The 19722-nt window shown below is 71.1% G+C and carries 19 protein-coding genes; 9 read left to right on the top strand and 10 right to left on the bottom strand.

What is annotated here, in order from left to right:
• Positions 1-285: 285 nt before the first annotated feature.
• On the bottom strand, positions 286-1263 hold the full coding sequence (locus AB0412_RS18155) for a tetratricopeptide repeat protein (protein WP_366403556.1): 978 nt from the start codon (positions 1261-1263) through the stop codon (positions 286-288).
• A 232-nt stretch (positions 1264-1495) separates the two neighbouring features.
• On the opposite strand from AB0412_RS18155, the gene AB0412_RS18150 reads away from it, so the two are divergent.
• Complete coding sequence (locus AB0412_RS18150) at positions 1496-2110, top strand: TetR/AcrR family transcriptional regulator (protein ID WP_366403555.1); 615 nt, start codon at positions 1496-1498, stop codon at positions 2108-2110.
• Between the two features lie 169 nt (positions 2111-2279).
• Here the strand turns inward: AB0412_RS18150 and AB0412_RS18145 are convergent, their stop codons facing one another.
• From AB0412_RS18145 to AB0412_RS18125, 5 genes are all read right to left on the bottom strand, one after another.
• Positions 2280-3980 carry a methylmalonyl-CoA mutase family protein gene (locus tag AB0412_RS18145; RefSeq protein ID WP_366403554.1) on the bottom strand — a complete coding sequence of 567 codons (1701 nt, stop codon included), beginning with the start codon at positions 3978-3980 and terminating at the stop codon, positions 2280-2282.
• Between the two features lie 85 nt (positions 3981-4065).
• On the bottom strand, positions 4066-4404 hold the full coding sequence (locus AB0412_RS18140; protein ID WP_366403553.1) for a DUF3817 domain-containing protein: 339 nt from the start codon (positions 4402-4404) through the stop codon (positions 4066-4068).
• Positions 4405-4461: 57 nt separating this feature from the next.
• Positions 4462-4971, bottom strand: coding sequence for a MarR family transcriptional regulator (locus AB0412_RS18135; RefSeq protein ID WP_366403552.1), 510 nt, complete (start codon positions 4969-4971; stop codon positions 4462-4464).
• A gap of 82 nt (positions 4972-5053) precedes the next feature.
• Positions 5054-5350 (bottom strand): MTH1187 family thiamine-binding protein, encoded by a 297-nt coding sequence (locus tag AB0412_RS18130; RefSeq protein WP_366403551.1) that lies wholly within the window; start codon positions 5348-5350, stop codon positions 5054-5056.
• Complete coding sequence (locus AB0412_RS18125; protein ID WP_366403550.1) at positions 5347-5691, bottom strand: DUF3817 domain-containing protein; 345 nt, start codon at positions 5689-5691, stop codon at positions 5347-5349. Before AB0412_RS18125 ends, AB0412_RS18130 begins: the two co-directional genes overlap by 4 nt.
• A 161-nt stretch (positions 5692-5852) precedes the next feature.
• On the opposite strand from AB0412_RS18125, the gene AB0412_RS18120 reads away from it, so the two are divergent.
• The 4 genes from AB0412_RS18120 to AB0412_RS18105 all read left to right on the top strand — a co-directional run bounded on the left by AB0412_RS18120 (position 5853) and on the right by AB0412_RS18105 (position 8521).
• Positions 5853-6485, top strand: coding sequence for an AIM24 family protein (locus AB0412_RS18120; protein WP_366403584.1), 633 nt, complete (start codon positions 5853-5855; stop codon positions 6483-6485).
• Between the two features lies 1 nt (position 6486).
• Complete coding sequence (locus AB0412_RS18115) at positions 6487-7137, top strand: AIM24 family protein (RefSeq protein ID WP_366403549.1); 651 nt, start codon at positions 6487-6489, stop codon at positions 7135-7137.
• Positions 7134-7943: an AIM24 family protein gene (locus AB0412_RS18110; protein WP_366403548.1), complete on the top strand. Its 810-nt coding sequence runs from the start codon at positions 7134-7136 to the stop codon at positions 7941-7943. The genes AB0412_RS18115 and AB0412_RS18110 overlap by 4 nt, the downstream gene beginning before the upstream one ends.
• A gap of 101 nt (positions 7944-8044) precedes the next feature.
• A complete protein-coding gene (locus tag AB0412_RS18105; RefSeq protein ID WP_366403547.1) occupies positions 8045-8521 on the top strand; it encodes a MarR family transcriptional regulator in 477 nt (158 codons plus the stop codon).
• 121 nt (positions 8522-8642) lie between these two features.
• Here AB0412_RS18105 and AB0412_RS18100 read toward each other — a convergent pair whose 3' ends face one another.
• Together AB0412_RS18100 and AB0412_RS18095 are read right to left on the bottom strand one after the other, a co-directional pair.
• Positions 8643-10103, bottom strand: a complete 1461-nt coding sequence (locus AB0412_RS18100) for a HAMP domain-containing sensor histidine kinase (protein WP_366403546.1) — start codon at positions 10101-10103, stop codon at positions 8643-8645.
• A complete protein-coding gene (locus tag AB0412_RS18095) occupies positions 10100-10786 on the bottom strand; it encodes a response regulator transcription factor (protein ID WP_366403545.1) in 687 nt (228 codons plus the stop codon). Before AB0412_RS18095 ends, AB0412_RS18100 begins: the two co-directional genes overlap by 4 nt.
• Before the next feature lie 116 nt (positions 10787-10902).
• On the opposite strand from AB0412_RS18095, the gene AB0412_RS18090 reads away from it, so the two are divergent.
• Entirely contained in the window at positions 10903-11571 is a 669-nt protein-coding gene (locus AB0412_RS18090) for a PepSY domain-containing protein (protein WP_366403544.1), read from the top strand.
• Positions 11572-11657: 86 nt separating this feature from the next.
• Here the strand turns inward: AB0412_RS18090 and meaB are convergent, their stop codons facing one another.
• Both meaB and AB0412_RS18080 read right to left on the bottom strand, forming a co-directional pair.
• A complete protein-coding gene (gene meaB / locus AB0412_RS18085) occupies positions 11658-12614 on the bottom strand; it encodes a methylmalonyl Co-A mutase-associated GTPase MeaB (protein ID WP_366403543.1) in 957 nt (318 codons plus the stop codon).
• Positions 12615-12660: 46 nt separating this feature from the next.
• Complete coding sequence (locus AB0412_RS18080) at positions 12661-13875, bottom strand: acetyl-CoA C-acetyltransferase (RefSeq protein ID WP_366403542.1); 1215 nt, start codon at positions 13873-13875, stop codon at positions 12661-12663.
• 149 nt (positions 13876-14024) lie between these two features.
• On the opposite strand from AB0412_RS18080, the gene mce reads away from it, so the two are divergent.
• From mce to AB0412_RS18065, 3 genes are all read left to right on the top strand, one after another.
• A complete protein-coding gene (gene mce, locus AB0412_RS18075; protein WP_366403541.1) occupies positions 14025-14465 on the top strand; it encodes a methylmalonyl-CoA epimerase in 441 nt (146 codons plus the stop codon).
• Between the two features lie 230 nt (positions 14466-14695).
• Positions 14696-18544, top strand: a complete 3849-nt coding sequence (gene scy, locus AB0412_RS18070; protein WP_366403540.1) for a polarized growth protein Scy — start codon at positions 14696-14698, stop codon at positions 18542-18544.
• 183 nt (positions 18545-18727) lie between these two features.
• Positions 18728-19663 carry a cellulose-binding protein gene (locus tag AB0412_RS18065; RefSeq protein WP_366403539.1) on the top strand — a complete coding sequence of 312 codons (936 nt, stop codon included), beginning with the start codon at positions 18728-18730 and terminating at the stop codon, positions 19661-19663.
• Positions 19664-19722 lie beyond the last annotated feature (59 nt).

Below are 19722 nucleotides of genomic sequence, written 5' to 3'. Positions count from 1 at the left end.
CGCACAAGGGGGTTCGTTACTCGCTAGTAACGGCCGGATAACCGCAGTACGACGCAGGGGTCTCGGACGGCGACGCAGGGTGTCCCGAAGGGGGTGTACAAAACTATTGATCGCTGGACAGAATCCGACAGATCAACGGCTGCGACTTACTCGCAGTAACAGCGGCCGCGATTACCAAGATTTGGTAAAGCGCGGCCGCAGTGACCTCTCGACGGCCAATCTTTCACTCGGGCACCAGGGTGTCGGTACCCCGCGAGCGGGGCCCGAACCAGCCGCCCGCCCTGCTCAGAACAGGGCGCGCGCCAGTGCCCTGCGCGCGGCGATCACGCGCGGATCCTCGGCGCCGACCACCTCGAACAGCTCCAGCAGCCGCACCCGTGCGGCCTCCTTGTCGTCACCCGCCGTACGCGCCACGGTGTCGATCAGCCGGCCGAAGGCGTCCTCGACGTGGCCGCCCACCAGATCCAGGTCGGCGGCGGCGATCTGCGCCGCGGCGTCCTGGGGCTTCTCGGCGGCGTCCTTGCGCACCTGCTGCGGGTCCATGCCCTGCACGCGCTGGAGCAACTCCGCCTGGGCGAGCCCGAGTTTGGCCTCGGTGTTGCCCGGGTCGTCGGCGAGCACGTTCTTGTACGCCTGGACGGCACCGCCCAGGTCCCCCGCGTCCAGGGCCTGCACGGCGGCCTCCAGCAGGGCGTCGTACGGGCCGGCCGGCTCGGCCTGAGCGGGCTGCGCGCCGCCGGGCTCCGCCTCGGGGTCGACGGTGAGACCGGTGAGCCCGAAGCGCTGCTCGGCGACCTGCACCAGCTGGTCCAGGGTCTGGCGGATCTGCGCCTCGCCCGCCGCCCCCTGGAAGAGCGGCAGGGCCTGACCGGCCACCACCGCGAACACCGCCGGGATCCCCTGGATCCCGAACTGCTGCATCAGCATCTGATTGGCGTCGACGTCGATCTTGGCGAGGAGGAAGCGCCCGTTGTACTCGACCGCGAGCCGCTCCAGGACGGGGCTCAGCTGCTTGCAGGGCTCGCACCACTCGGCCCAGAAGTCGATGACGACCGGGACCTCGGTGGACCTCTGCAGGACGTCGCGCTCGAAGCCGGCCTCGTCGACGTCGACGACGAGATCGGCCGGGGAGACGGCACCGGTGCCGCCGCCCGTCCGCGCCGCCTCGGCGCGCGCCTGCTCCGCCTTCGCCTTGGCCTCCTGGGCCGCCTTCACCGCGGCGAGGTCGACGACTCCGCTCATGGACATGTTCCGTGGCTGCATGCGTCTATCCTCCCCCGTACTGCGCGCGTCCGTGAAAACAGCCGTCAAAGCCATGCCTGCGGGTGCTGTTGGCGCCGGGTCCCCACCCGCGCCCTGTGGTTGTCGCTCCGGCACGTCGGTCACTCGTGCTTTCGCTACGAGTCGTAGCGTAATGGCAAGCGGAGCCGGAGGAACCCCTTCTCCCGGTGATCTCCCTCACGACCGCACAGGAACCGCCGGTTATGGTCGTGACATGCAGAGCCGCACTTCAGCCAGCCGCACCGGCCGCCCGCGCAGCGCCGCGGCGGACGCGGCGATCCTGGCGGCGACGCGGCAGGCCCTGGTGGAACTGGGCTGGTCCAAACTCACGCTCGGAGACGTGGCGACGCGGGCGGGGGTGGCCAAGACGACCCTGTACCGGCGCTGGGCGGGCAAGAACGAGCTGGTCGTCGACGCCGTGGCGGAACTCTTCGACGAACTCTCCCTCCCCGACCGCGGCTCCCTGGCCGCCGACATCGAGGGCGTGGTGCTCCAGTTCGCCGCGATCCTGGCCCGCCCGGAGGCCCGGAGCGGCCTGATGGCGGTGGTCGCGGAGGCCACCCGCGACGAGGCCCTGCGCGAACGCATCCGGGCCTCGATCGTCGACCGCCAGAAACGCCTGGTCCTGGCCGGCCGCGCCCGCGCGGAGGCCCGCGGCGAACTCCCGCCGCCGACGAACCCGGAGGAGTCGACCCGCACGGTGGACCTGATCTTCGACATGGTGGCGGGAGCAGTGGTCCACCGCACCCTGGTGAGCGCGGAACCGGCAGACGAGGAATGGGTCAGAAGCTTCACGAGGGTGCTGCTGGAGGGCTTGAAATCGCCCTAGCTGCGGGCAGTCGTGCCTCCCCCAGTGCCTTATGGGCCTGGGAGGTGCCCCCAGGGCGGCACGGGTGGGCGATGGGGGTCCCCCCGCTCGAGCGAAGCCGAGAGTGGGGGAGGCACCCCGCAAGCGCGGGCAAGCGCACCCACCCCCGCCCAGCCCCAGCACAGGGCACTCAGAACCCCGCAGGCTCCGTGTACACCCCCCACTCGTCCCGCAGCACCCCGCAGATCTCACCCAGCGTGGCCTCCGCCCGAACCGCCTCCAGCATCGGCTCGATCATGTTGGCGTCAGACCGCGCGGCCGCGACCATCGCGTCCAAGGCCCCCCGCACCCGCGTCTCGTCCCGCGCAGCGCGCCGCTCCGCCAGCACCCGCACCTGCTCCCGCTCCACCTCATGGCTGACCCGAAGAATCTCCAGGTCACCGGTGACGGACCCGGTGTGGACATTGACACCGACGACCTTCTTGTCGCCCTTCTCCAGCGCCTGCTGGTAGCGGAACGCCGACTCGGCGATCTCGCCCGTGAACCACCCGTCCTCGATCCCCCGCAGGATCCCGGAGGTGATCGGCCCGATCGGGTGCTGCCCGTCCGGGTGGGCCCGCAGCCCCCGCTCCTTGATCTGCTCGAAGATCTTCTCCGCGTCCGCCTCGATCCGGTCCGTCAGCTGCTCGACGTACCACGAACCACCCAGCGGATCCGCGACGTTGGCGACGCCGGTCTCCTCCATCAGCACCTGCTGCGTCCGCAGCGCGATCTCCGCCGCCTGCTCGCTCGGCAGGGCGAGGGTCTCGTCCAGCGCGTTGGTGTGCAGGGAGTTGGTCCCGCCGAGCACCGCGGCCAGGGCCTCCACGGCCGTCCGCACCACGTTGTTGTACGGCTGCTGCGCGGTCAGCGAGACCCCGGCGGTCTGCGTGTGGAACCGCAGCCACTGCGCCTTCTCGCTCGTGGCGCCGTAGACGTCCCGCATCCACCGCGCCCAGATCCTGCGCGCCGCCCGGAACTTGGCGATCTCCTCGAAGAAGTCGACGTGCGCGTCGAAGAAGAAGGACAGCCCCGGTGCGAACACGTCCACGTCGAGCCCGCGGCTGAGCCCCAGCTCGACGTACCCGAAGCCGTCCGCGAGCGTGTACGCCAGCTCCTGCGCGGCCGTCGCGCCGGCCTCGCGGATGTGGTAGCCGGAGACGGACAGCGGCTTGTAGGCCGGGATGCGGGCGGCGCAGTGCTCCATCAGGTCGCCGATGAGGCGCAGATGGGGCTCGGGCTGGAAGAGCCACTCCTTCTGCGCGATGTACTCCTTGAAGATGTCCGTCTGGAGCGTGCCGTTGAGCACGGAGGGGTCGACGCCCTGGCGCTCGGCGGCGACGAGGTACATGCAGAAGACGGGCACGGCGGGCCCGCTGATGGTCATGGAGGTGGTGACGTCCCCGAGCGGGATGTCACGGAAGAGCACCTCCATGTCGGCGGCGGAGTCGATGGCGACCCCGCAGTGGCCGACCTCGCCCAGCGAGCGCGGGTCGTCGGAGTCGCGGCCCATGAGCGTCGGCATGTCGAAGGCGACGGACAGCCCGCCTCCGCCGTTGCCGAGGATCATCTTGTACCGCTCGTTGGTCTGCTCGGCGTTCCCGAACCCGGCGAACTGCCGGATGGTCCACGTACGCCCCCGGTACCCGGTCGGGTACAGCCCGCGTGTGAAGGGGTACTCCCCCGGCCACCCGATCCGCTCGAACCCCTCGTACCTGTCCCCGGGCCGCGGCCCGTACACCGGCTCCACGGGATCCCCGGAGAGCGTGGTGAAGTCTGCGTCACGCTTGCGAGCAGCGTCGTACCGGGCCTGCCAACGACGGCGGCCCTCCTCGATGGCGTCAGCGTCCATGCTTCGAATTTACTTGGACGTCCTAGTAAATGTCGATGGCTGACCGCCGTACGCTGCTCCGTACGGCGGTGACGCGCGAAAAACGTTACGCCTTGGCGACCGCGGGCGACTCGTCCGAGACCGCCGCCTCCAGTTCGCGGCTGATCCTGCGCTCCACGAAGAACGCGGCCGTGGGGATCGTCCCGGCCAGCAGCACCCAGAGCTGCTTCTTCACGGGCCACTTCGCCTTGGAGCCGAGATCGAAGGCGAAGATCAGGTACACCACGTAGAGCCAGCCGTGGGCGATGCTGACCACCTGCGTGAAGTCGGCCGCGCCGTCCATCTCCAGCACGTACTTGCCGATCATGCCGAAGGTCAGCGCGACGAGCAGGACACCGGTGACGTAGGCCATGACCCGGTAGCGGGTCAGCACGCTCTTCTTCATGCAGTCGAGCGTAACGGGCGGTTCCGGAGGTTCCCGGCCCGGGTCAGGTGTGCCCGGTCACTCCTCCTGGAAGTCCCCCGCCGCCAGGCGCAGGGGACGCAGGATCGCAAAGAGTTCGGCGCATTCCTCGGCGTCGTAGGCGCTGAGGCCGAAGTCCATGGCCATCAGGTCGCGGGTGGCGGACTCGACGACCTCGCGGCCCTTGTCGGTGATGGAGGCGAGGGTGCCGCGGCCGTCGTTGGGGTTGGGGCGCTTGGCGACCAGGCCCGACCTGACCAGGCGGTCGACCGTGTTGGTCACCGACGTGGGGTGCACCATCAGACGCTCGCCGATCTTGGACATCGGCAGCTCGCCCGACTTGGAGAAGGTCAGCAGCACCAGTGCCTCGTACCGCGCGAACGTGAGCCCGTACGGCTTGACCACCGCGTCGACCTCGGCCAGCAGGATCTGGTGTGCGCGCATGATCGACGTGATCGCCGCCATGGACGGCACATTCCCCCAGCGCTGCTTCCAGAGCTCGTCGGCGCGGGCGATGGGATCGAACGAGAGACTGAGCGGCTTCGGCACGGCATCGACCTTACCGGCCGGTCATATGGCGGTCAGCCCTGTCTCGGAGTTCGGTACCGGGCGGACGCGCACGGCGTCCGGTTCACTCCCCCGCCAGGTGGCGTTCCACCGTCTCCACCTTCGACGTCAGGCCGTCGGTCACCCCCGGCCGGATGTCCGCCTTCAGGACCAGCGAGACGCGGGGCGCGCGTGCCTCCACCGCGGCCACCGCGCGCTTCACCACGTCCATCACCTGGTCCCATTCACCCTCGATCGAGGTGAACATCGCGTCGGTGCGGTTGGGCAGCCCGGACTCGCGGACCACCCGCACGGCGTCGGCGACGTACTCCCCCACGTCCTCGCCGACACCGAGCGGCGTCACCGAGAAGGCGACGATCACGCGTTCACCACGCCTTCCTTGCGGGCGCGGGAGGCGATCACCGCGTCCTCGGCCTCGCGCCGCAGCCTGCGGTCGGCGAAGAAACCGCCGGTGGGCAGGACCGACATCAGGAAGTAGTACGCGGCGGTGCCGAGGGACCACTTCGTACGGTTCCAGGCGTCGGCCCAGAAGATCACGTACAGGATGAACAGGATGCCGTGGACCGCGCCCATCACCGGTACCGCGTTGAACTCCGTGGTCCGCTTCAGCACCGAGCAGACGAGCAGCAGCAGGAAGGACACGGCCTCGGGCACGGAGACGAGGCGCAGCCGGCGGAGGGCGGTGGCGGTTTTGATGTCCACGGGTCACCTTCGATGGGAGAGACAGGGGCCGATCTTGTGAACGTACGCACAAGCGCTCGCCCATTGTGGCAAACGGCGCCCCTAGGGGTTCGCTCAGGGTCGGCTCCGTCCACAGGCTCTGTCCGCCGGGCAAACCGGCCGCTACCGTCACGTCCGTGGCGATGTTCCGACTTCAGAGCAGCAAGGTGCTCGCCGTCGACATGACCGGGGATGCCGTGAAGGCGAAGAACGGCTCCATGGTCGCGTACGACGGCGACATGGCGTTCAAGAAGCTCAGCGGGGGCGGTGAGGGCATCCGGGGGATGGTGACCCGCAGGCTCACGGGCGAGCAGATGACCCTGATGGAGGTGAAGGGGCACGGCACCTGCTTCTTCGCCGACCGGGCCTCCGAGATCAATCTCGTCTCGCTCCAGGGCGACAAGCTCTACGTGGAGTCGAGCAATCTGCTGGCCACCGACGGCGGCCTGCGCACCGGCACCACCTTCACCGGCATGCGCGGCGCCTCGCAGGGCAACGGGCTGTTCACCACGACCGTCGAGGGGCACGGCCAGGCGGCGATCATGTCGGACGGTCCGGCGGTGGTGCTCCGGGTCAGCCCGCAGTACCCGCTGTCCGTCGACCCCGGCGCCTATGTGGCCCACCAGGGGAATCTCCGGCAGTCCTTCCAGTCGGGTGTGACCTTCCGCACACTGCTCGGCGAGGGCGGCGGCGAGGCCTTCCAGATCCGCTTCGAGGGCGACGGACTGGTCTACGTGCAGCCCAGTGAGCGCAACACGATCGCGGGGGACGTCTGACATGGGCTTCCGTGAGATCAACGCGAAGATGATCGAGGCCACGGTGGCGCCCGGTCAGCGGCTGTTCAGCCAGCGCGGCGCGATGCTCGCGTACCGGGGGGAGGTCAGCTTCACTCCCAACACGGCGGGCGGCCAGGGCGGGCTGATGTCGATGATCGGCCGGCGCGTGGCGGACGAGGACACGCCGCTGATGACGGTCGAGGGCAGCGGCACCGTCCTGTTCGGTCACGGCGGCCACCACATCCAGGTGATCGACCTCTCCGGGGACACCCTCTACGTCGAGGCGGACCGGCTGCTGGCCTTCGAGGGCACGCTGGAGCAGGGCACGGTGTTCCTGGGCGCGCAGGGCGGGGTGATGGGCATGGTCCGGGGCCAGGTCTCCGGGCAGGGCCTGTTCACCACCACCCTCAAGGGGCACGGTTCGGTCGCCGTCATGGCGCACGGCGGCGTGATCGAGATCCCGATCACGCCCGGCCGCCCGGTCCACGTCGACCCGCAGGCCTACGTCGCGCACCACGGCGACGTCCGCAACAAGCTGTCGACGGCACTCGGCTGGCGGGACATGGTGGGCCGCGGCTCGGGCGAGGCGTTCCAATTGGAGCTGAGCGGCAGCGGTGCGGTGTACGTACAGGCGTCGGAGGAGAAGCTGTGAGCACTTACGCAACCCCGGGCGCCGGTCCGGCCGGTCCCGCCGTGTTCGACCCGATGACCCTGCCGGCCGACGACAACGTCAACCCGTACACCTTCTGCGTGGAGCTCAAGGGCACCCAGTGGTTCCTGCAGAAGGGGAAGATGATCGCCTACTACGGCTCGATCGAGTTCAACGGCATCGGGCACGGGCGACTCGACCGACTTGTCCGGACCGCGTTCCATTCGCCACTGCACGCGAGCGACTGGGTGGTGGCGGAGGGCTCGGGCAAGATGCTCCTCGCCGACCGGGCCTTCGATGTGAACGCGTACGACCTGGATGAGGGCAACCTGACCATTCGCTCGGGCAACCTGCTCGCTTTTCAGCCAAGTCTGTCACTGAAGCAGTCGATCGTTCCTGGCTTTCTGACACTCATCGGAACCGGAAAGTTCGTGGCCGCGTCCAACGGTCCGGTGGTGTTCATGGAACCCCCGATCCGGGTCGACCCGCAGGCCCTGGTCGGGTGGGCCGACTGCCCGTCTCCGTGCCACCACTACGACCATGGCTACATGACCGGCGTCATGGGCGGTCTACGTGCGCTGACGGGCCTCGGCGGGGTGTCCGGCGAGGAGCACCAGTTCGAGTTCGCGGGGGCCGGCACGGTGCTGCTGCAGTCCTCCGAGACGCTGATGGCGGAGCAGGCCACGGGGGTCACTCCGCAGCAGGCGGGAGTACCCGGCGGCGGGATGTCCGGGGGTCACGGGCAGGGGGCCGGGACACCGCGCCTTCCCGGACAGCTGGGAGACCTCCAGCGTCGCTTCGGGCTGTGAGCGGTAGTCTGCGGAGTGTGACATCGAACGCGTGCACGCCGTCTACGTCACACGCCACCCCTCACTAGTTCGCTTTTCAACTTCTTAGGTAGACTTCATTCATGGAGACCGAGACGGCCACCCGCTGGCTGACCGATGCGGAGCAGTGCGCCTGGCGCACCCACCTGGAGGTCAACAAGCTGCTGACCTACCAGCTCGAAAAAGACCTGCAGCCGTTCGGCCTGACAATGAACGACTACGAGATCCTGGTGAACCTCTCCGAGACGGAGGACCACCGGATGCGGATGAGCGACCTCGCATCCGCCACCCTCCAGTCCAAGAGCCGCCTCTCCCACCAGATCACGCGGATGGAGAACGCCGGCCTGGTCAGGCGGGAGAACTGCGAGTCGGACCGGCGTGGCCTGTACGCCGTCCTGACCGACTACGGCATGGAGACCATGCAGAAGGTCGCGCCCCACCACGTGGCGTCCGTGCGCCGGCACTTCATCGACCTGCTCTCGCCCGACGCCCTCACCGAGCTCGACAAGGCCCTCAAACCCATCGCGGAGCACCTGCGCGGGCACCGGGGACGCCCCTGACCCGGCGGTTCTCCCGGCTGACCGTTCGGCCACCCTCGCCGACCCGGCCGGTCAGCCCTAGGGGGTGTCCGCGAAGTCCCGCCTGCCCTGCGGGCGGACGACGCGACTTCGCGGACATCCCCTAGCGGACGAGCGGCAGGCGGAGTTCGAACAGGGCTCCGCCCGCCGGCGCCGCACCCGCCGTGAGCGTCCCGCCGTGCCGTGCGGCGACATCCCGGGCGATGGCCAGACCCAGACCCGCGCCGCCGTCGTCGCGGCTGCGCGCCGCGTCCAGCCGTACGAACCGCTCGAAGATCCGTTCCCGGTCGGCCTCCGGGACTCCCTCGCCGTCGTCGGCGACCCCGAGCACCGCCCGCTCGCCCTCGCGCCGGACAGTCACCGTGACGGTCTCACGGGCGTGCCGTTGCGCGTTGTCGAGGAGATTGGCGAGCAATCGCCCCAATTGACCCCGCGAACCGGCCACTTCGACGGGCTCCGCGTCCACGACCACCCCGCTGCGCCCCGCGGCCTCCTCGCGGGCCAGTGCCGCCAGGTCGACCCGCGTACCGGCCGGCTTCTCCCCCGCGTCCAGACGGGCGAGCAGCAGCAGGTCGGCCGCGAGGTGCTGGAGCCGCACGGTGTCCTCGACGGCTCCGTCGAGATCCAGCAGCTCGGGGTGGGCGGCGGCCACCTCCAGCTGGGTGCGCAGGGAGGCGATGGGGCTGCGCAGCTCGTGCGAGGCGTCGGCGACGAACCGCCGCTGCCGCTCCACGGACGCCTCCAGCGCGGCCAGTGTCTCGTTGGTGGTGCGCGCGAGCCGGGCGATCTCGTCGTGCGTCGCCGGTTCGGGGACCCGGCGGGCCAGGTCCTCGGAGGCGGTGATCGCCGCCATCTCCCGGCGGATGCCCTCCACCGGGCGCAGCGCCCGCCGGGTGACCAGCCAGGTCACCCCGGCGACCACGGCCAGCAGCAGCGGGAAGCCGAGGAGCATCACGGTCAGCGCGGTGTTCACGGCACTGTGCTCGGCGGACAGCGGGGCACCGGCGTGGACGACCAGGCGGCCCCGCTCGTGGGTCTCCACCTGGACCTCGGCGAAGCGGTAGTCCTCCGTGTCACCGTCGATGGTGGCGGAGCCGTTGGTGAAGGTGGCCCCGGAGGCGATCTCGCCGGGTTCCAGAGAGTCGTCGGAGTCGGAGTCGGAGTCGGAGTCGGAGCCGGAATCGGAGTCGTCGCCGCTGTCGTCGGAGTCCTCGTCGTCGTCGGCGCCGCTCGGCGCGGCGGGACTCGGCGTGACCTCGCCGGTCCCCGTGCCGGTGATCCTCTCCAGGTCCTCGCTGGCCGCGACCAGCCGTCCCTCCTCGTCGACGACCTGCACCGGGCCGTCGTCGCCGTCCAGGCCCGACAGGTCCTTGTACGGCGTCCGGGCGGCCAGTTCGGAGGCGACCGCCCGCGCGGAGCGCTCCGCGCGGGTGCCCGCCTCGCCGATCAGATTGGAGCGCAGCGACAGCAGGACGGCCGCCCCGGCGGCGACGAGCGCCACGGCGACCACCAGGGTCGCGGCGAGCGTCGCCCGGGCGCGGACCGAGCCGAACAGCCGCCTCATGGCGTCGGCTCCGCCGGCTCTGTCGCCTCGAGGCGGTAACCGGCGCCGCGCACGGTCCGGATGAGCCCGGCGCGGAGCTTGCGGCGCAGGGCGCTGACATACACCTCGACGATGTTCGGGTCGCCCTCGTAGGCGAAGTCCCAGACGTGCTCGAGGATCTCCGCCTTGGACACCACCTCGCCGGCCCGCAGCACGAGCTGCTCCAGGACGGAGAACTCCTTCGCTGTGAGCGCCACTTCGTCCTCGCCGAGGAAGACCCGGCGGGCGGCGGTGTCCACCTTGAGGTTCCCGTGCACATGGACCGGTGAGGCACCGGCGCCCTGGCCGCGGCGGCGCAGCAGCGCCTTGACGCGGGCGACGAGGACGACGTACGAGAACGGCTTGGTGAGGTAGTCGTCCGCGCCCGTGTCCAGGCCCTCGGCCTCGTCGTACTCGCCGTCCTTGGCCGTGAGCATCAGGATCGGCACGTCGTGGCCGGCGGCGCGCAGGGCGGCGCAGACGCGGTAGCCGTTCAGGCCGGGCAGCATGATGTCGAGGATCACCAGGTCGTACGTCCCCTCCGTGGCCCGGTGCAGGCCCTCCCGGCCGTCGTGGACGACGTCCACGGCGTACCCCTCGGCGGCGAGGCCCTTGGCGAGCGACAGGGCGAGGCGCTTTTCGTCCTCGACGATCAACAGGCGCATGCCTACAAGGGTGGCAAAGGGAACCTGAAGATCCCTTCAGGCGGTTTCAGCTTCCTCTCAGGGTCGTTCGGCGAGATTGAGGGTGTCGAAAACGCAGTGACTCGGGAGGAATCCTCATGAAGCGCAACATCGTGATCGCCGTCGTGACGGCTGCGGCCCTGGTGGGTGGGGGTACGGCCACGGCCCTCGCGGTGTCGGGGGACGACGACGCGCCGACGACGACGCGGGCGGCGGAGACGCGGGGGTCGGACTCGGATGACGACGGTGCGGACCAGGACGACCGGGACGACCGGGACGACAGGGGTGACGATGACCACCGGGACGACCGGGACGACCGGGACGAGGCTCGGGTCGCCGCCTCCGGGGACGTGACCGCGGCCGAGGCGATCGCCGCCGCGCTGAAGCACACGCCGGGCACGGTCGTCTCCGCGGACCTGGACGACGACGAGGACGACGGGGGCAAGGCCGCCTGGGAGGTCGACGTTCTCGGCAAGGGCGACACCTGGCACAGCGTGCGGATCGACCCGGGGAGCGGGAAGGTGCTGAGCGCGCACGAGGACGACGAGGACGATGCCGCCGAGGTGCGAGCCGCGCTGAAGGGGGCGTCGGTGAGCGCGGAGGAGGCCGCGAAGGCCGCGGCGGCGAAGGGCACGGTGACGTCGGTGGACCTGGACGACGACGATGAGAAGGGCTGGGAGGTCGAGACGGCGAGCGCCGGTGACTGGAAGGTCGACCTGACCGACGCCAAGGTCACGTCCGACCGGGACGACTCGGACGACGACTGATTCAACCAGCCGAGTCAGGTGGTGGGTGGGCATGGGCCGGGGTCTGGGGGCGGAGCCCCCAGGGCGGCCTCAGCCCCCACCGGAGCTCAGCCCTCCGTCAGACCCGCCACCAACTCGTCCGCCGCCCGGTACGGGTCCAGCTCCCCCGCGATGATCCGCTCCGCCAGCGCCCCCAGCCTCCGGTCCCCATGAAGATCACCGATCCGCTCACGCAGCGCCGTGACCGCGATCGTCTCCACCTCCCGCGCCGCACGGGCCCGCCGGCGTTCCGCGAGAACACCCCGCTCCTCCATCCACGCCCGGTGCTTCTCCAGCGCCTCGACCACCTCGTCGACACCCTCCGCCCGTGCCGCGACCGTCTTGACGATCGGCGGGCGCCAGTCACCGGGCTTGCGGGACTCGCCCAGACCCAGCATGTGGTTGAGCTCGCGAGCGGTCGCGTCCGCCCCGTCGCGGTCGGCCTTGTTGACGACGTACACGTCGCCGATCTCCAGGATTCCGGCCTTGGCCGCCTGGATGCCGTCCCCCATGCCAGGGGCCAGCAGGACCACGGACGTGTCGGCCTGGGAGGCGATCTCCACCTCCGACTGGCCGACACCGACCGTCTCGACCAGGATCACGTCGCAGCCCGCCGCGTCCAGGACGCGGATGGCCTGCGGCGCGGCCCAGGCGAGGCCGCCCAGGTGGCCGCGGGTCGCCATGGAGCGGATGTAGACGCCGGGGTCGGAGGCGTGCTCCGACATCCGGACGCGGTCACCGAGCAGGGCACCCCCGGAGAAGGGCGAGGACGGGTCGACGGCCAGGACGCCGACCCGCTTCCCCTGTTTGCGGTACGCGGTGACGAGCGCGGACGTGGACGTCGACTTGCCGACGCCGGGTGAGCCCGTCAGACCGACCACGTACGCGTTGCCGGTCAGCGGCGCCAGCGCCGCCATGACCTCCCTGAGCTGTGGAGACGCCCCCTCCACCAGGGAGATCAGCCGGGCCACGGCCCGCGGCCTGCCCTCCCTGGCCTGGGCCACCAGAGTGGAGACGTCCTGCATCACAGCTCCGTTCACGAGAGTCAACCAGCAAACACAAGGCCGAGGCTCAGGCCTTCGGCACCCGCACGATCAGCGCGTCGCCCTGGCCGCCGCCACCGCACAGCGCCGCCGCGCCGACCCCGCCGCCGCGCCGCTTCAGCTCCAGCGCCAGGTGCAGCACGAGTCGGGCACCGGACATGCCGATCGGGTGACCGAGGGCAATGGCACCACCGTTGACATTCACCTTTTCGGTGGACACGCCGAGGTCCTTCATGGACTGCACGGCGACCGCCGCGAACGCCTCGTTGATCTCGATGAGGTCGAGGTCGGAGACCTCCAGGCCCTCCTTCTTCAGGGCGTGCAGGATGGCGTTGGACGGCTGGGACTGCAGCGAGTTGTCCGGTCCCGCCACGTTGCCGTGGGCGCCGATCTCGGCGATCCAGTCCAGGCCCAGCTCCTGCGCCTTGGCCTTGCTCATCACGACCACGGCCGCCGCACCGTCCGAGATCTGCGAGGAGGAGCCGGCCGTGATGGTGCCCTCCTTGGAGAAGGCGGGGCGCAGCTTGCCGAGCGACTCGGCGGTGGTGTCGCCGCGGATGCCCTCGTCCTTGCTGAACAGCACCGGGTCGCCCTTGCGCTGCGGGATCTCCACCGGGGTGATCTCCGCCTCGAAGATGCCGTTCTTCTGCGCGGCGGCGGCCCGCTGGTGGGACAGGGCGGCGATCTCGTCCTGCTCGGCGCGGCCGATGCCGAGGCGGGTGTTGTGCTTCTCGGTGGACTCGCCCATGGCGATGTTCTCGAAGGCGTCGGTCAGGCCGTCGTACGCCATGGCGTCGAGCATCTGCACCGCGCCGTACTTGAAGCCCTCGCGGGACTTCGGCAGCAGGTGGGGGGCGTTGGTCATGGACTCCTGGCCGCCGGCGACGATCACGTCGAACTCACCGGCGCGGATCAGCTGGTCGGCGAGCGCGATGGCGTCGAGGCCGGAGAGGCACACCTTGTTGATGGTGAGCGCCGGGACGTTCATCGGGATGCCGGCCTTGACCGCGGCCTGGCGGGCCGGGATCTGCCCTGCCCCGGCCTGGAGCACCTGGCCCATGATCACGTACTGGACCTGGTCGCCACCGATCCCCGCACGGTCGAGGGCGGCCTTGATCGCGAAGCCGCCGAGGTCGGCTCCGGAGAAGGACTTCAGCGAACCGAGCAGCCGCCCCATCGGGGTGCGGGCGCCCGCGACGATGACGGACGTCGTGCCGTTCGTTGCGGAAGATGCAGAAGACATGAGCTGCGATCCCCTTACCGGCCTGCACAGCCGAGGAGTGAACGAGGGTTTACTTCGAATGTACTGAGGCTTGGCGGACCGCGTCATCGGCCCTTCGGTGTGATCGCGCGCACGTTGCGTAACCACGCCGGGAGCGCTGCACTGAATCCATGCTGACGCGAATCGACCACATCGGGATCGCCTGTTTCGACCTGGACAAGACCGTGGAGTTCTACCGGGCCACCTACGGCTTCGAGGTGTTCCACTCCGAGGTCAACGAGGAGCAGGGCGTGCGCGAGGCCATGCTCAAGATCAACGAGACGTCCGACGGCGGGGCCTCCTACCTGCAGCTCCTGGAGCCCACCCGGGAGGACTCCACCGTCGCCAAGTGGCTGGCCAAGAACGGCGAGGGCGTGCACCACATCGCTTTCGGTACGGCGGATGTCGACGGGGACGCCGCCGACATCAAGGACAAGGGCGTACGCGTTCTGTACGAAGAGCCCCGGCGCGGCTCCATGGGGTCACGCATCACCTTCCTGCACCCCAAGGACTGCCACGGCGTACTGACGGAACTGGTCACTTCCGCGCCCGTTGAGTCGTCCGAGCACTGACCCACGTACATATGGGCCGGTAGGGTTGGGTGCGGTCGCCGCTCGATCCAGGGTGACCAGGTCCTGCCGTCACGGGTGGCAGGACCACCGGGGTCCGGTTTCGGGGGGCGAGCGCCGGGGCAGCAGCCCATGCTCCGCCGTTGATCTGACACCATTCCCCGGGGGCCCCGTTCGGCGGATGGACGGGAGCCCGGCCAGACTTGCGACCAGGGGACGGATGGGACCGCGCAGTGCGGGGCTACGAGAGCCAGGAGCGAGAGCCGGCGGCTGACGTCGACCACCTCTCTCGGTTCGAAGCCGAGATGAAGCGGCTGAAGACCGAGCGGGAAAAGGCGATCCAGCACGCCGAGGACCTCGGCTACCAGGTCGAGGTGCTGCGCGCCAAGCTGCACGAGGCGCGGCGCACCATCATGTCCCGGCCCGCCTACGACGGCGGTGACATCGGCTACCAGGCCGAGCAGTTGCTGCGCAACGCCCAGTTGCAGGCCGACCATCTGCGCGCGGAGGCCGAGCGGGAGCTGAGCCAGGCCCGCGCGCAGACGCAGCGGATCCTCCAGGAGCACGCGGAGCAGGCGGCCCGCCTCCAGGCGGAGCTGCACCAGGAGGCGGTGACCCGGCGCCAGCAGCTCGACCAGGAGCTGGCCGAGCGCCGGCAGAACGTCGAGTCGCACGTCAACGAGAACGTGGCGTGGGCGGAGCAGCTGCGCGCCCGCACCGAGCAGCAGGCCCGCCGGCTCCTCGAGGAGTCCCGCGCGGAGGCCGAGCAGGCGATGGCCGCCGCCCGCGCGGAGGCCGAGCGGCTGACCACCGAGGCCCGCCAGCGGCTGCAGAGCGAGGCGGAGGCGGCCCGCGCGGAGGCCGAGCAGATCCTGCGCCGGGCCCGCACGGACGCCGAGCGCCTGCTGAACGCCGCCTCCACCCAGGCGCAGGAGGCCACCGACCACGCCGAGCAGCTGCGCACGTCCACGGTCACCGAGTCGGAGTCCGCGCGCCGTGAGGCGCAGGAGCTGAGCCGGGCCGCCGAGCAGCGGATGGCGCAGGCGGAGGCCGCGCTGCGCGAGGCGCGGGCCGAGGCGGAGAAGGTGCTCGCCGAGGCGAAGGAGGCCGCCGCCAAGGCGATCTCGTCCGCCGAGTCCGCCAACGAGACGCGCACGCGCACCGCGAAGGAGCAGGTCGCCCGGCTGGTCGAGGAGGCCACCAAGGAGGCCGAGCAGACCAGGTCCGAGGCCGAGCAGCTGGTCGCCGACGCCCGCGCGGAGGCCGAGAAGATCGTCGCCGAGGCCTCGGAGAAGGCCCGCACGCTCACGGCCGAGGAGACCGCGACCCAGCTGTCGCAGGCCGCCCGGACGGCCGAGGAGGTCCTCAACAAGGCGTCGGAGGACGCCAAGAAGACCACCAGGGCCGCCGCCGAGGAGGCCGAGCGGATCCGCCGCGAGGCCGAGGCGGAGGCGGACCGGCTGCGCGCGGAGGCGCACGACATCGCCGAGCAGCTCAAGGGCGCGGCGAAGGACGACACCAAGGAGTACCGCGCCAAGACGGTCGAGCTGCAGGAGGAGGCCCGCCGGCTGCGCGGCGAGGCCGAGCAGCTGCGCGCCGACGCGGTCGCGGAGGGCGAGAAGATCCGCGCGGAGGCCCGCAAGGAGGCCGTGGCGCAGATCGAGGAGGCGGCGAAGTCCGCCGAGGAGCTGCTGTCCAAGGCGAAGGCGGACGCGGACGAGCTGCGCTCCACCGCGCAGACCGACAGCGAGAAGGTCCGCACCGAGGCGATCGAGCGGGCCACCACGCTGCGCCGGCAGGCCGAGGAGACGCTGGAGCGCACCCGCAAGGAGGCGGAGCGGCACCGCGCGGAGGCCGTGGAGCAGGCCGAGGCGCTCACCGCGGACGCCGAGCGGGCCGCACGCGAGCTGCGCGAGGAGGCGGAGCGGGCCGTCGCGGCACGGCACGCGGAGGCCGCCGAGGAGCTGACGCGGCTCCAGAAGGACGCCGAGGAACGGCTTCTCGCCGCCGAGCGGGCGCTGAGCGAGGCCCGTGAGGAGGCGGCCCGGATCCGCCGGGAGGCCGCCGAGGAGACCGAGCGGCTGCGCACCGAGGCCGCCGAGCGGATCCGTACGCTCCAGCAGCAGGCGGAGGCGGAGGCCGAGCGGCTGCGCGACGAGGCCGCGGCGGACGCGTCGGCGTCCCGCGCGGAGGGCGAGGCCGTCGCCGTGCGGCTGCGGTCGGAGGCCGCGGCCGAGGCGGAGCGGCTGAAGTCGGAGGCGCAGGACAGCGCCGACCGGATGCGCGCCGAGGCGCAGGCCGCCGCCGAGCGGCTGGGTGCGGAGGCGTCCCAGGCGCTGGCCGCCGCGCAGGAGGAGGCCGCCCGGCGCCGCCGTGAGGCGGAGGAGCTGCTGGGCGCGGCCCGGCAGGAGGCGGACCAGGAGCGCGAGCGGGCCCGCGAGCAGAGCGAGGAGCTGCTGGCCGCGGCGCGCAAGCGGGTCGAGGAGGCGCAGGCCGAGGCCACCCGTCTGGTGGAGGAGGCCGACCGGCGGGCCACCGAGATGGTGTCGGCGGCCGAGCAGCACGCGGCGCAGGTGCGGGAGTCCGTCGCGGGGCTGCACGAGCAGGCGCAGGAGGAGATCGCCGGGCTGCGCAGCGCCGCCGAGCACGCGGCGGAGCGCACCCGCCGCGAGGCGGAGGAGGAGGCGGACCGGGTCCGCGCCGACGCCTACGCGGAGCGGGAGCGGGCGAGCGAGGACGCGAGCCGGCTCAGGCGCGAGGCGCGGGAGGAGACCGAGGCCGCCAAGTCGCTCGCGGAGCGCACGGTGTCCGAGGCGATCACCGAGGCCGACCGGATCCGCACGGAGGTCGCGGAGCACGCCCAGCGGGTGCGCACGGAGGCGTCGGACGCCGTCGCCGAGGCGGAGCAGAGCGCGGCGCGCACCCGGGCGGAGGCCCGCGAGGACGCCAACCGCATCCGTTCGGACGCGGCGACGCAGGCGGACACCCTCATCACCGAGGCCCGCAACGAGGCCGAGCGGCTCACGGCGGAGACGGTCGCCGAGACCGACCGGCTGCGGTCCGAGTCGGTCGCCAAGGCGGAGAAGCTGATCTCGGACGCCACCGGCGACGCGGAGCGGCTGCGCGCCGAGGCGGCGGAGACGGTCGGTTCGGCGCAGCAGCACGCGGAGCGGGTCCGCAGCGAGGCCGAGCGGGTGAAGGCGGACGCGGAGGCGGAGGCCGAGCGGCTGGTGACCTCGGCGCGCGAGGAGGCCGAGCGCACCCTGGACGAGGCGCGCAAGGACGCCAACAAGCGGCGTTCCGAGGCGGCCGAGCAGGTCGACAAGCTCATCACGGAGACCACGGCGGAGGCGGACAAGCTGCTCGCGGAGGCGCAGGCGCAGGCGCTGAAGACCACCGCGGACGCGGAGTCGCAGGCGGACACCATGGTCGGCGCGGCCCGCAGCGAGGCGGAGCGGATCGTCTCCGAGGCGACCGTCGAGGGCAACTCGCTGGTGGAGAAGGCCCGTACGGACGCGGACGAGCTGCTGGTCGGCGCCCGCCGGGACGCCACGCAGATCAGGGAGCGCGCCGAGGAGCTGCGGGACCGGATCACCAGCGAGATCGAGGAGCTGCACGAGCGGGCCCGCCGTGAGGCGGCCGAGACGATGAAGTCGACCGGCGACCGCTGCGACGCGCTGATCAAGGCGGCCGAGGAGCAGCTCGCCAAGGCCGAGGCGAAGGCGAAGGAGATCGTCTCCGAGGCCAACTCGGAGGCCGGCAAGGTGCGCATCGCCGCCGTGAAGAAGGCCGAGGGCCTGCTGAAGGAGGCGGAGCAGAAGAAGGCCGCGCTGGTCAAGGAGGCCGAGGAGCTCAAGGCCGAGGCGGTGCGCGAGGCACGGCGCACGGTCGAGGAGGGCAAGCGCGAGCTGGAGGTGCTGGTGCGGCGCCGTGAGGACATCAACGCGGAGATCTCGCGTGTGCAGGACGTCCTGGAAGCCCTGGAGTCCTTCGAGGCTCCGGCGGGCGCGAAGGACAACGGGGTCAAGGCGGGAGCGACGGTCGGCGCGCCCCGCTCGGGTGGCAAGTCGTCAGACAGCTAGCAAACCGGGCGGAATTGCCCGCGATCCAGAGGCTTTGACCAAGGCTTTGGCAAGCGGTCCGGCGGTCAGCCACTCAAAAGGGGTGTCATTCTCCGTATCAAACGTGCATCCGCTCGATGACACACCGCTTCGGCCCCTAGGATTCCACCTATCACCTCACCGGTCTCATTCGACAGGAACCCCATGAGCGACACTTCCCCCTACGGCTTCGAGCTTGTGCGGCGTGGGTACGACCGCGCTCAGGTGGACGAACGTATCTCCAAGCTCGTCTCCGACCGTGACAGTGCTCTCGCCCGCATCACCGCTCTGGAAAAGCGCATCGAGGAGCTCCACCTCGAGACCCAGAACGCCCAGGCGCAGGTCAACGACGCCGAGCCGTCGTACGCCGGTCTCGGTGCCCGGGTCGAGAAGATCCTGCGGCTCGCCGAGGAAGAGGCGAAGGACCTGCGCGAGGAGGCCCGGCGCGCGGCCGAGCAGCACCGCGAGCTCGCCGAGTCGGCGGCCCAGCAGGTGCGCAACGACGCGGAGGCGTACGCGGCGGAGCGCAAGGCCAAGGCCGAGGACGAGGGCGTCCGGATCGTCGAGAAGGCCAAGAGCGACGCCTCCCAGCTGCGCGCCGAGGCGCAGAAGGACGCGCAGTCCAAGCGCGAGGAGGCGGACGCCCTCTTCGAGGAGACCCGCGCGAAGGCCGCGCAGGCCGCCGCCGACTTCGAGACGAACCTGGCCAAGCGCCGCGAGCAGTCCGAGCGCGACCTGGCCTCCCGTCAGGCCAAGGCCGAGAAGCGCCTCGCGGAGATCGAGCACCGTGCGGAGCAGCTGCGCCTGGAGGCGGAGAAGCTGCGCACCGACGCCGAGCGCCGGGCCCGCCAGACGGTGGAGACCGCCCAGCGCCAGGCCGAGGACATCGTGGCGGACGCCAACGCCAAGGCCGACCGGATCCGTTCGGAGTCCGAGCGCGAGCTGGCCGCCCTCACCAACCGCCGCGACTCCATCAACGCCCAGCTGACGAACGTCCGCGAGATGCTCGCCACGCTGACCGGCGCCGCGGTGGCCGCGACCGGTGCGCCCGCCGAGGACGAGCCGGTCTCCCGCGGGGTTCCGGCCCAGCAGTCCCGGTAACGTCCGGAAGTACAGCGGCTGAAACCTGCGAAGCCCTCTGCCACTGAGGTGGCAGAGGG

The organism is Streptomyces sp. NPDC052012, assembly GCF_040689265.1.
GTDB lineage: Bacteria > Actinomycetota > Actinomycetes > Streptomycetales > Streptomycetaceae > Streptomyces.
Note: the sequence above shows the minus strand (reverse complement) of the source record. Positions and strands in the feature narration are given on the sequence as shown.

What these genes read in the sequence shown, in the direction of transcription:
- AB0412_RS18155 (WP_366403556.1), bottom strand. Translation starts at nt 1,263, where the DNA reads ATGCAGCCACGGAACATGTCCATGAGCGGAGTCGTCGACCTCGCCGCG.
- AB0412_RS18150 (WP_366403555.1), top strand. Translation starts at nt 1,496, where the DNA reads ATGCAGAGCCGCACTTCAGCCAGCCGCACCGGCCGCCCGCGCAGCGCC.
- AB0412_RS18145 (WP_366403554.1), bottom strand. Translation starts at nt 3,980, where the DNA reads ATGGACGCTGACGCCATCGAGGAGGGCCGCCGTCGTTGGCAGGCCCGG.
- AB0412_RS18140 (WP_366403553.1), bottom strand. Translation starts at nt 4,404, where the DNA reads ATGAAGAAGAGCGTGCTGACCCGCTACCGGGTCATGGCCTACGTCACC.
- AB0412_RS18120 (WP_366403584.1), top strand. Translation starts at nt 5,853, where the DNA reads ATGTTCCGACTTCAGAGCAGCAAGGTGCTCGCCGTCGACATGACCGGG.
- AB0412_RS18115 (WP_366403549.1), top strand. Translation starts at nt 6,487, where the DNA reads ATGGGCTTCCGTGAGATCAACGCGAAGATGATCGAGGCCACGGTGGCG.
- AB0412_RS18105 (WP_366403547.1), top strand. Translation starts at nt 8,045, where the DNA reads ATGGAGACCGAGACGGCCACCCGCTGGCTGACCGATGCGGAGCAGTGC.
- AB0412_RS18100 (WP_366403546.1), bottom strand. Translation starts at nt 10,103, where the DNA reads ATGAGGCGGCTGTTCGGCTCGGTCCGCGCCCGGGCGACGCTCGCCGCG.
- AB0412_RS18095 (WP_366403545.1), bottom strand. Translation starts at nt 10,786, where the DNA reads ATGCGCCTGTTGATCGTCGAGGACGAAAAGCGCCTCGCCCTGTCGCTC.
- AB0412_RS18090 (WP_366403544.1), top strand. Translation starts at nt 10,903, where the DNA reads ATGAAGCGCAACATCGTGATCGCCGTCGTGACGGCTGCGGCCCTGGTG.
- meaB (WP_366403543.1), bottom strand. Translation starts at nt 12,614, where the DNA reads ATGCAGGACGTCTCCACTCTGGTGGCCCAGGCCAGGGAGGGCAGGCCG.
- AB0412_RS18080 (WP_366403542.1), bottom strand. Translation starts at nt 13,875, where the DNA reads ATGTCTTCTGCATCTTCCGCAACGAACGGCACGACGTCCGTCATCGTC.
- mce (WP_366403541.1), top strand. Translation starts at nt 14,025, where the DNA reads ATGCTGACGCGAATCGACCACATCGGGATCGCCTGTTTCGACCTGGAC.
- AB0412_RS18065 (WP_366403539.1), top strand. Translation starts at nt 18,728, where the DNA reads ATGAGCGACACTTCCCCCTACGGCTTCGAGCTTGTGCGGCGTGGGTAC.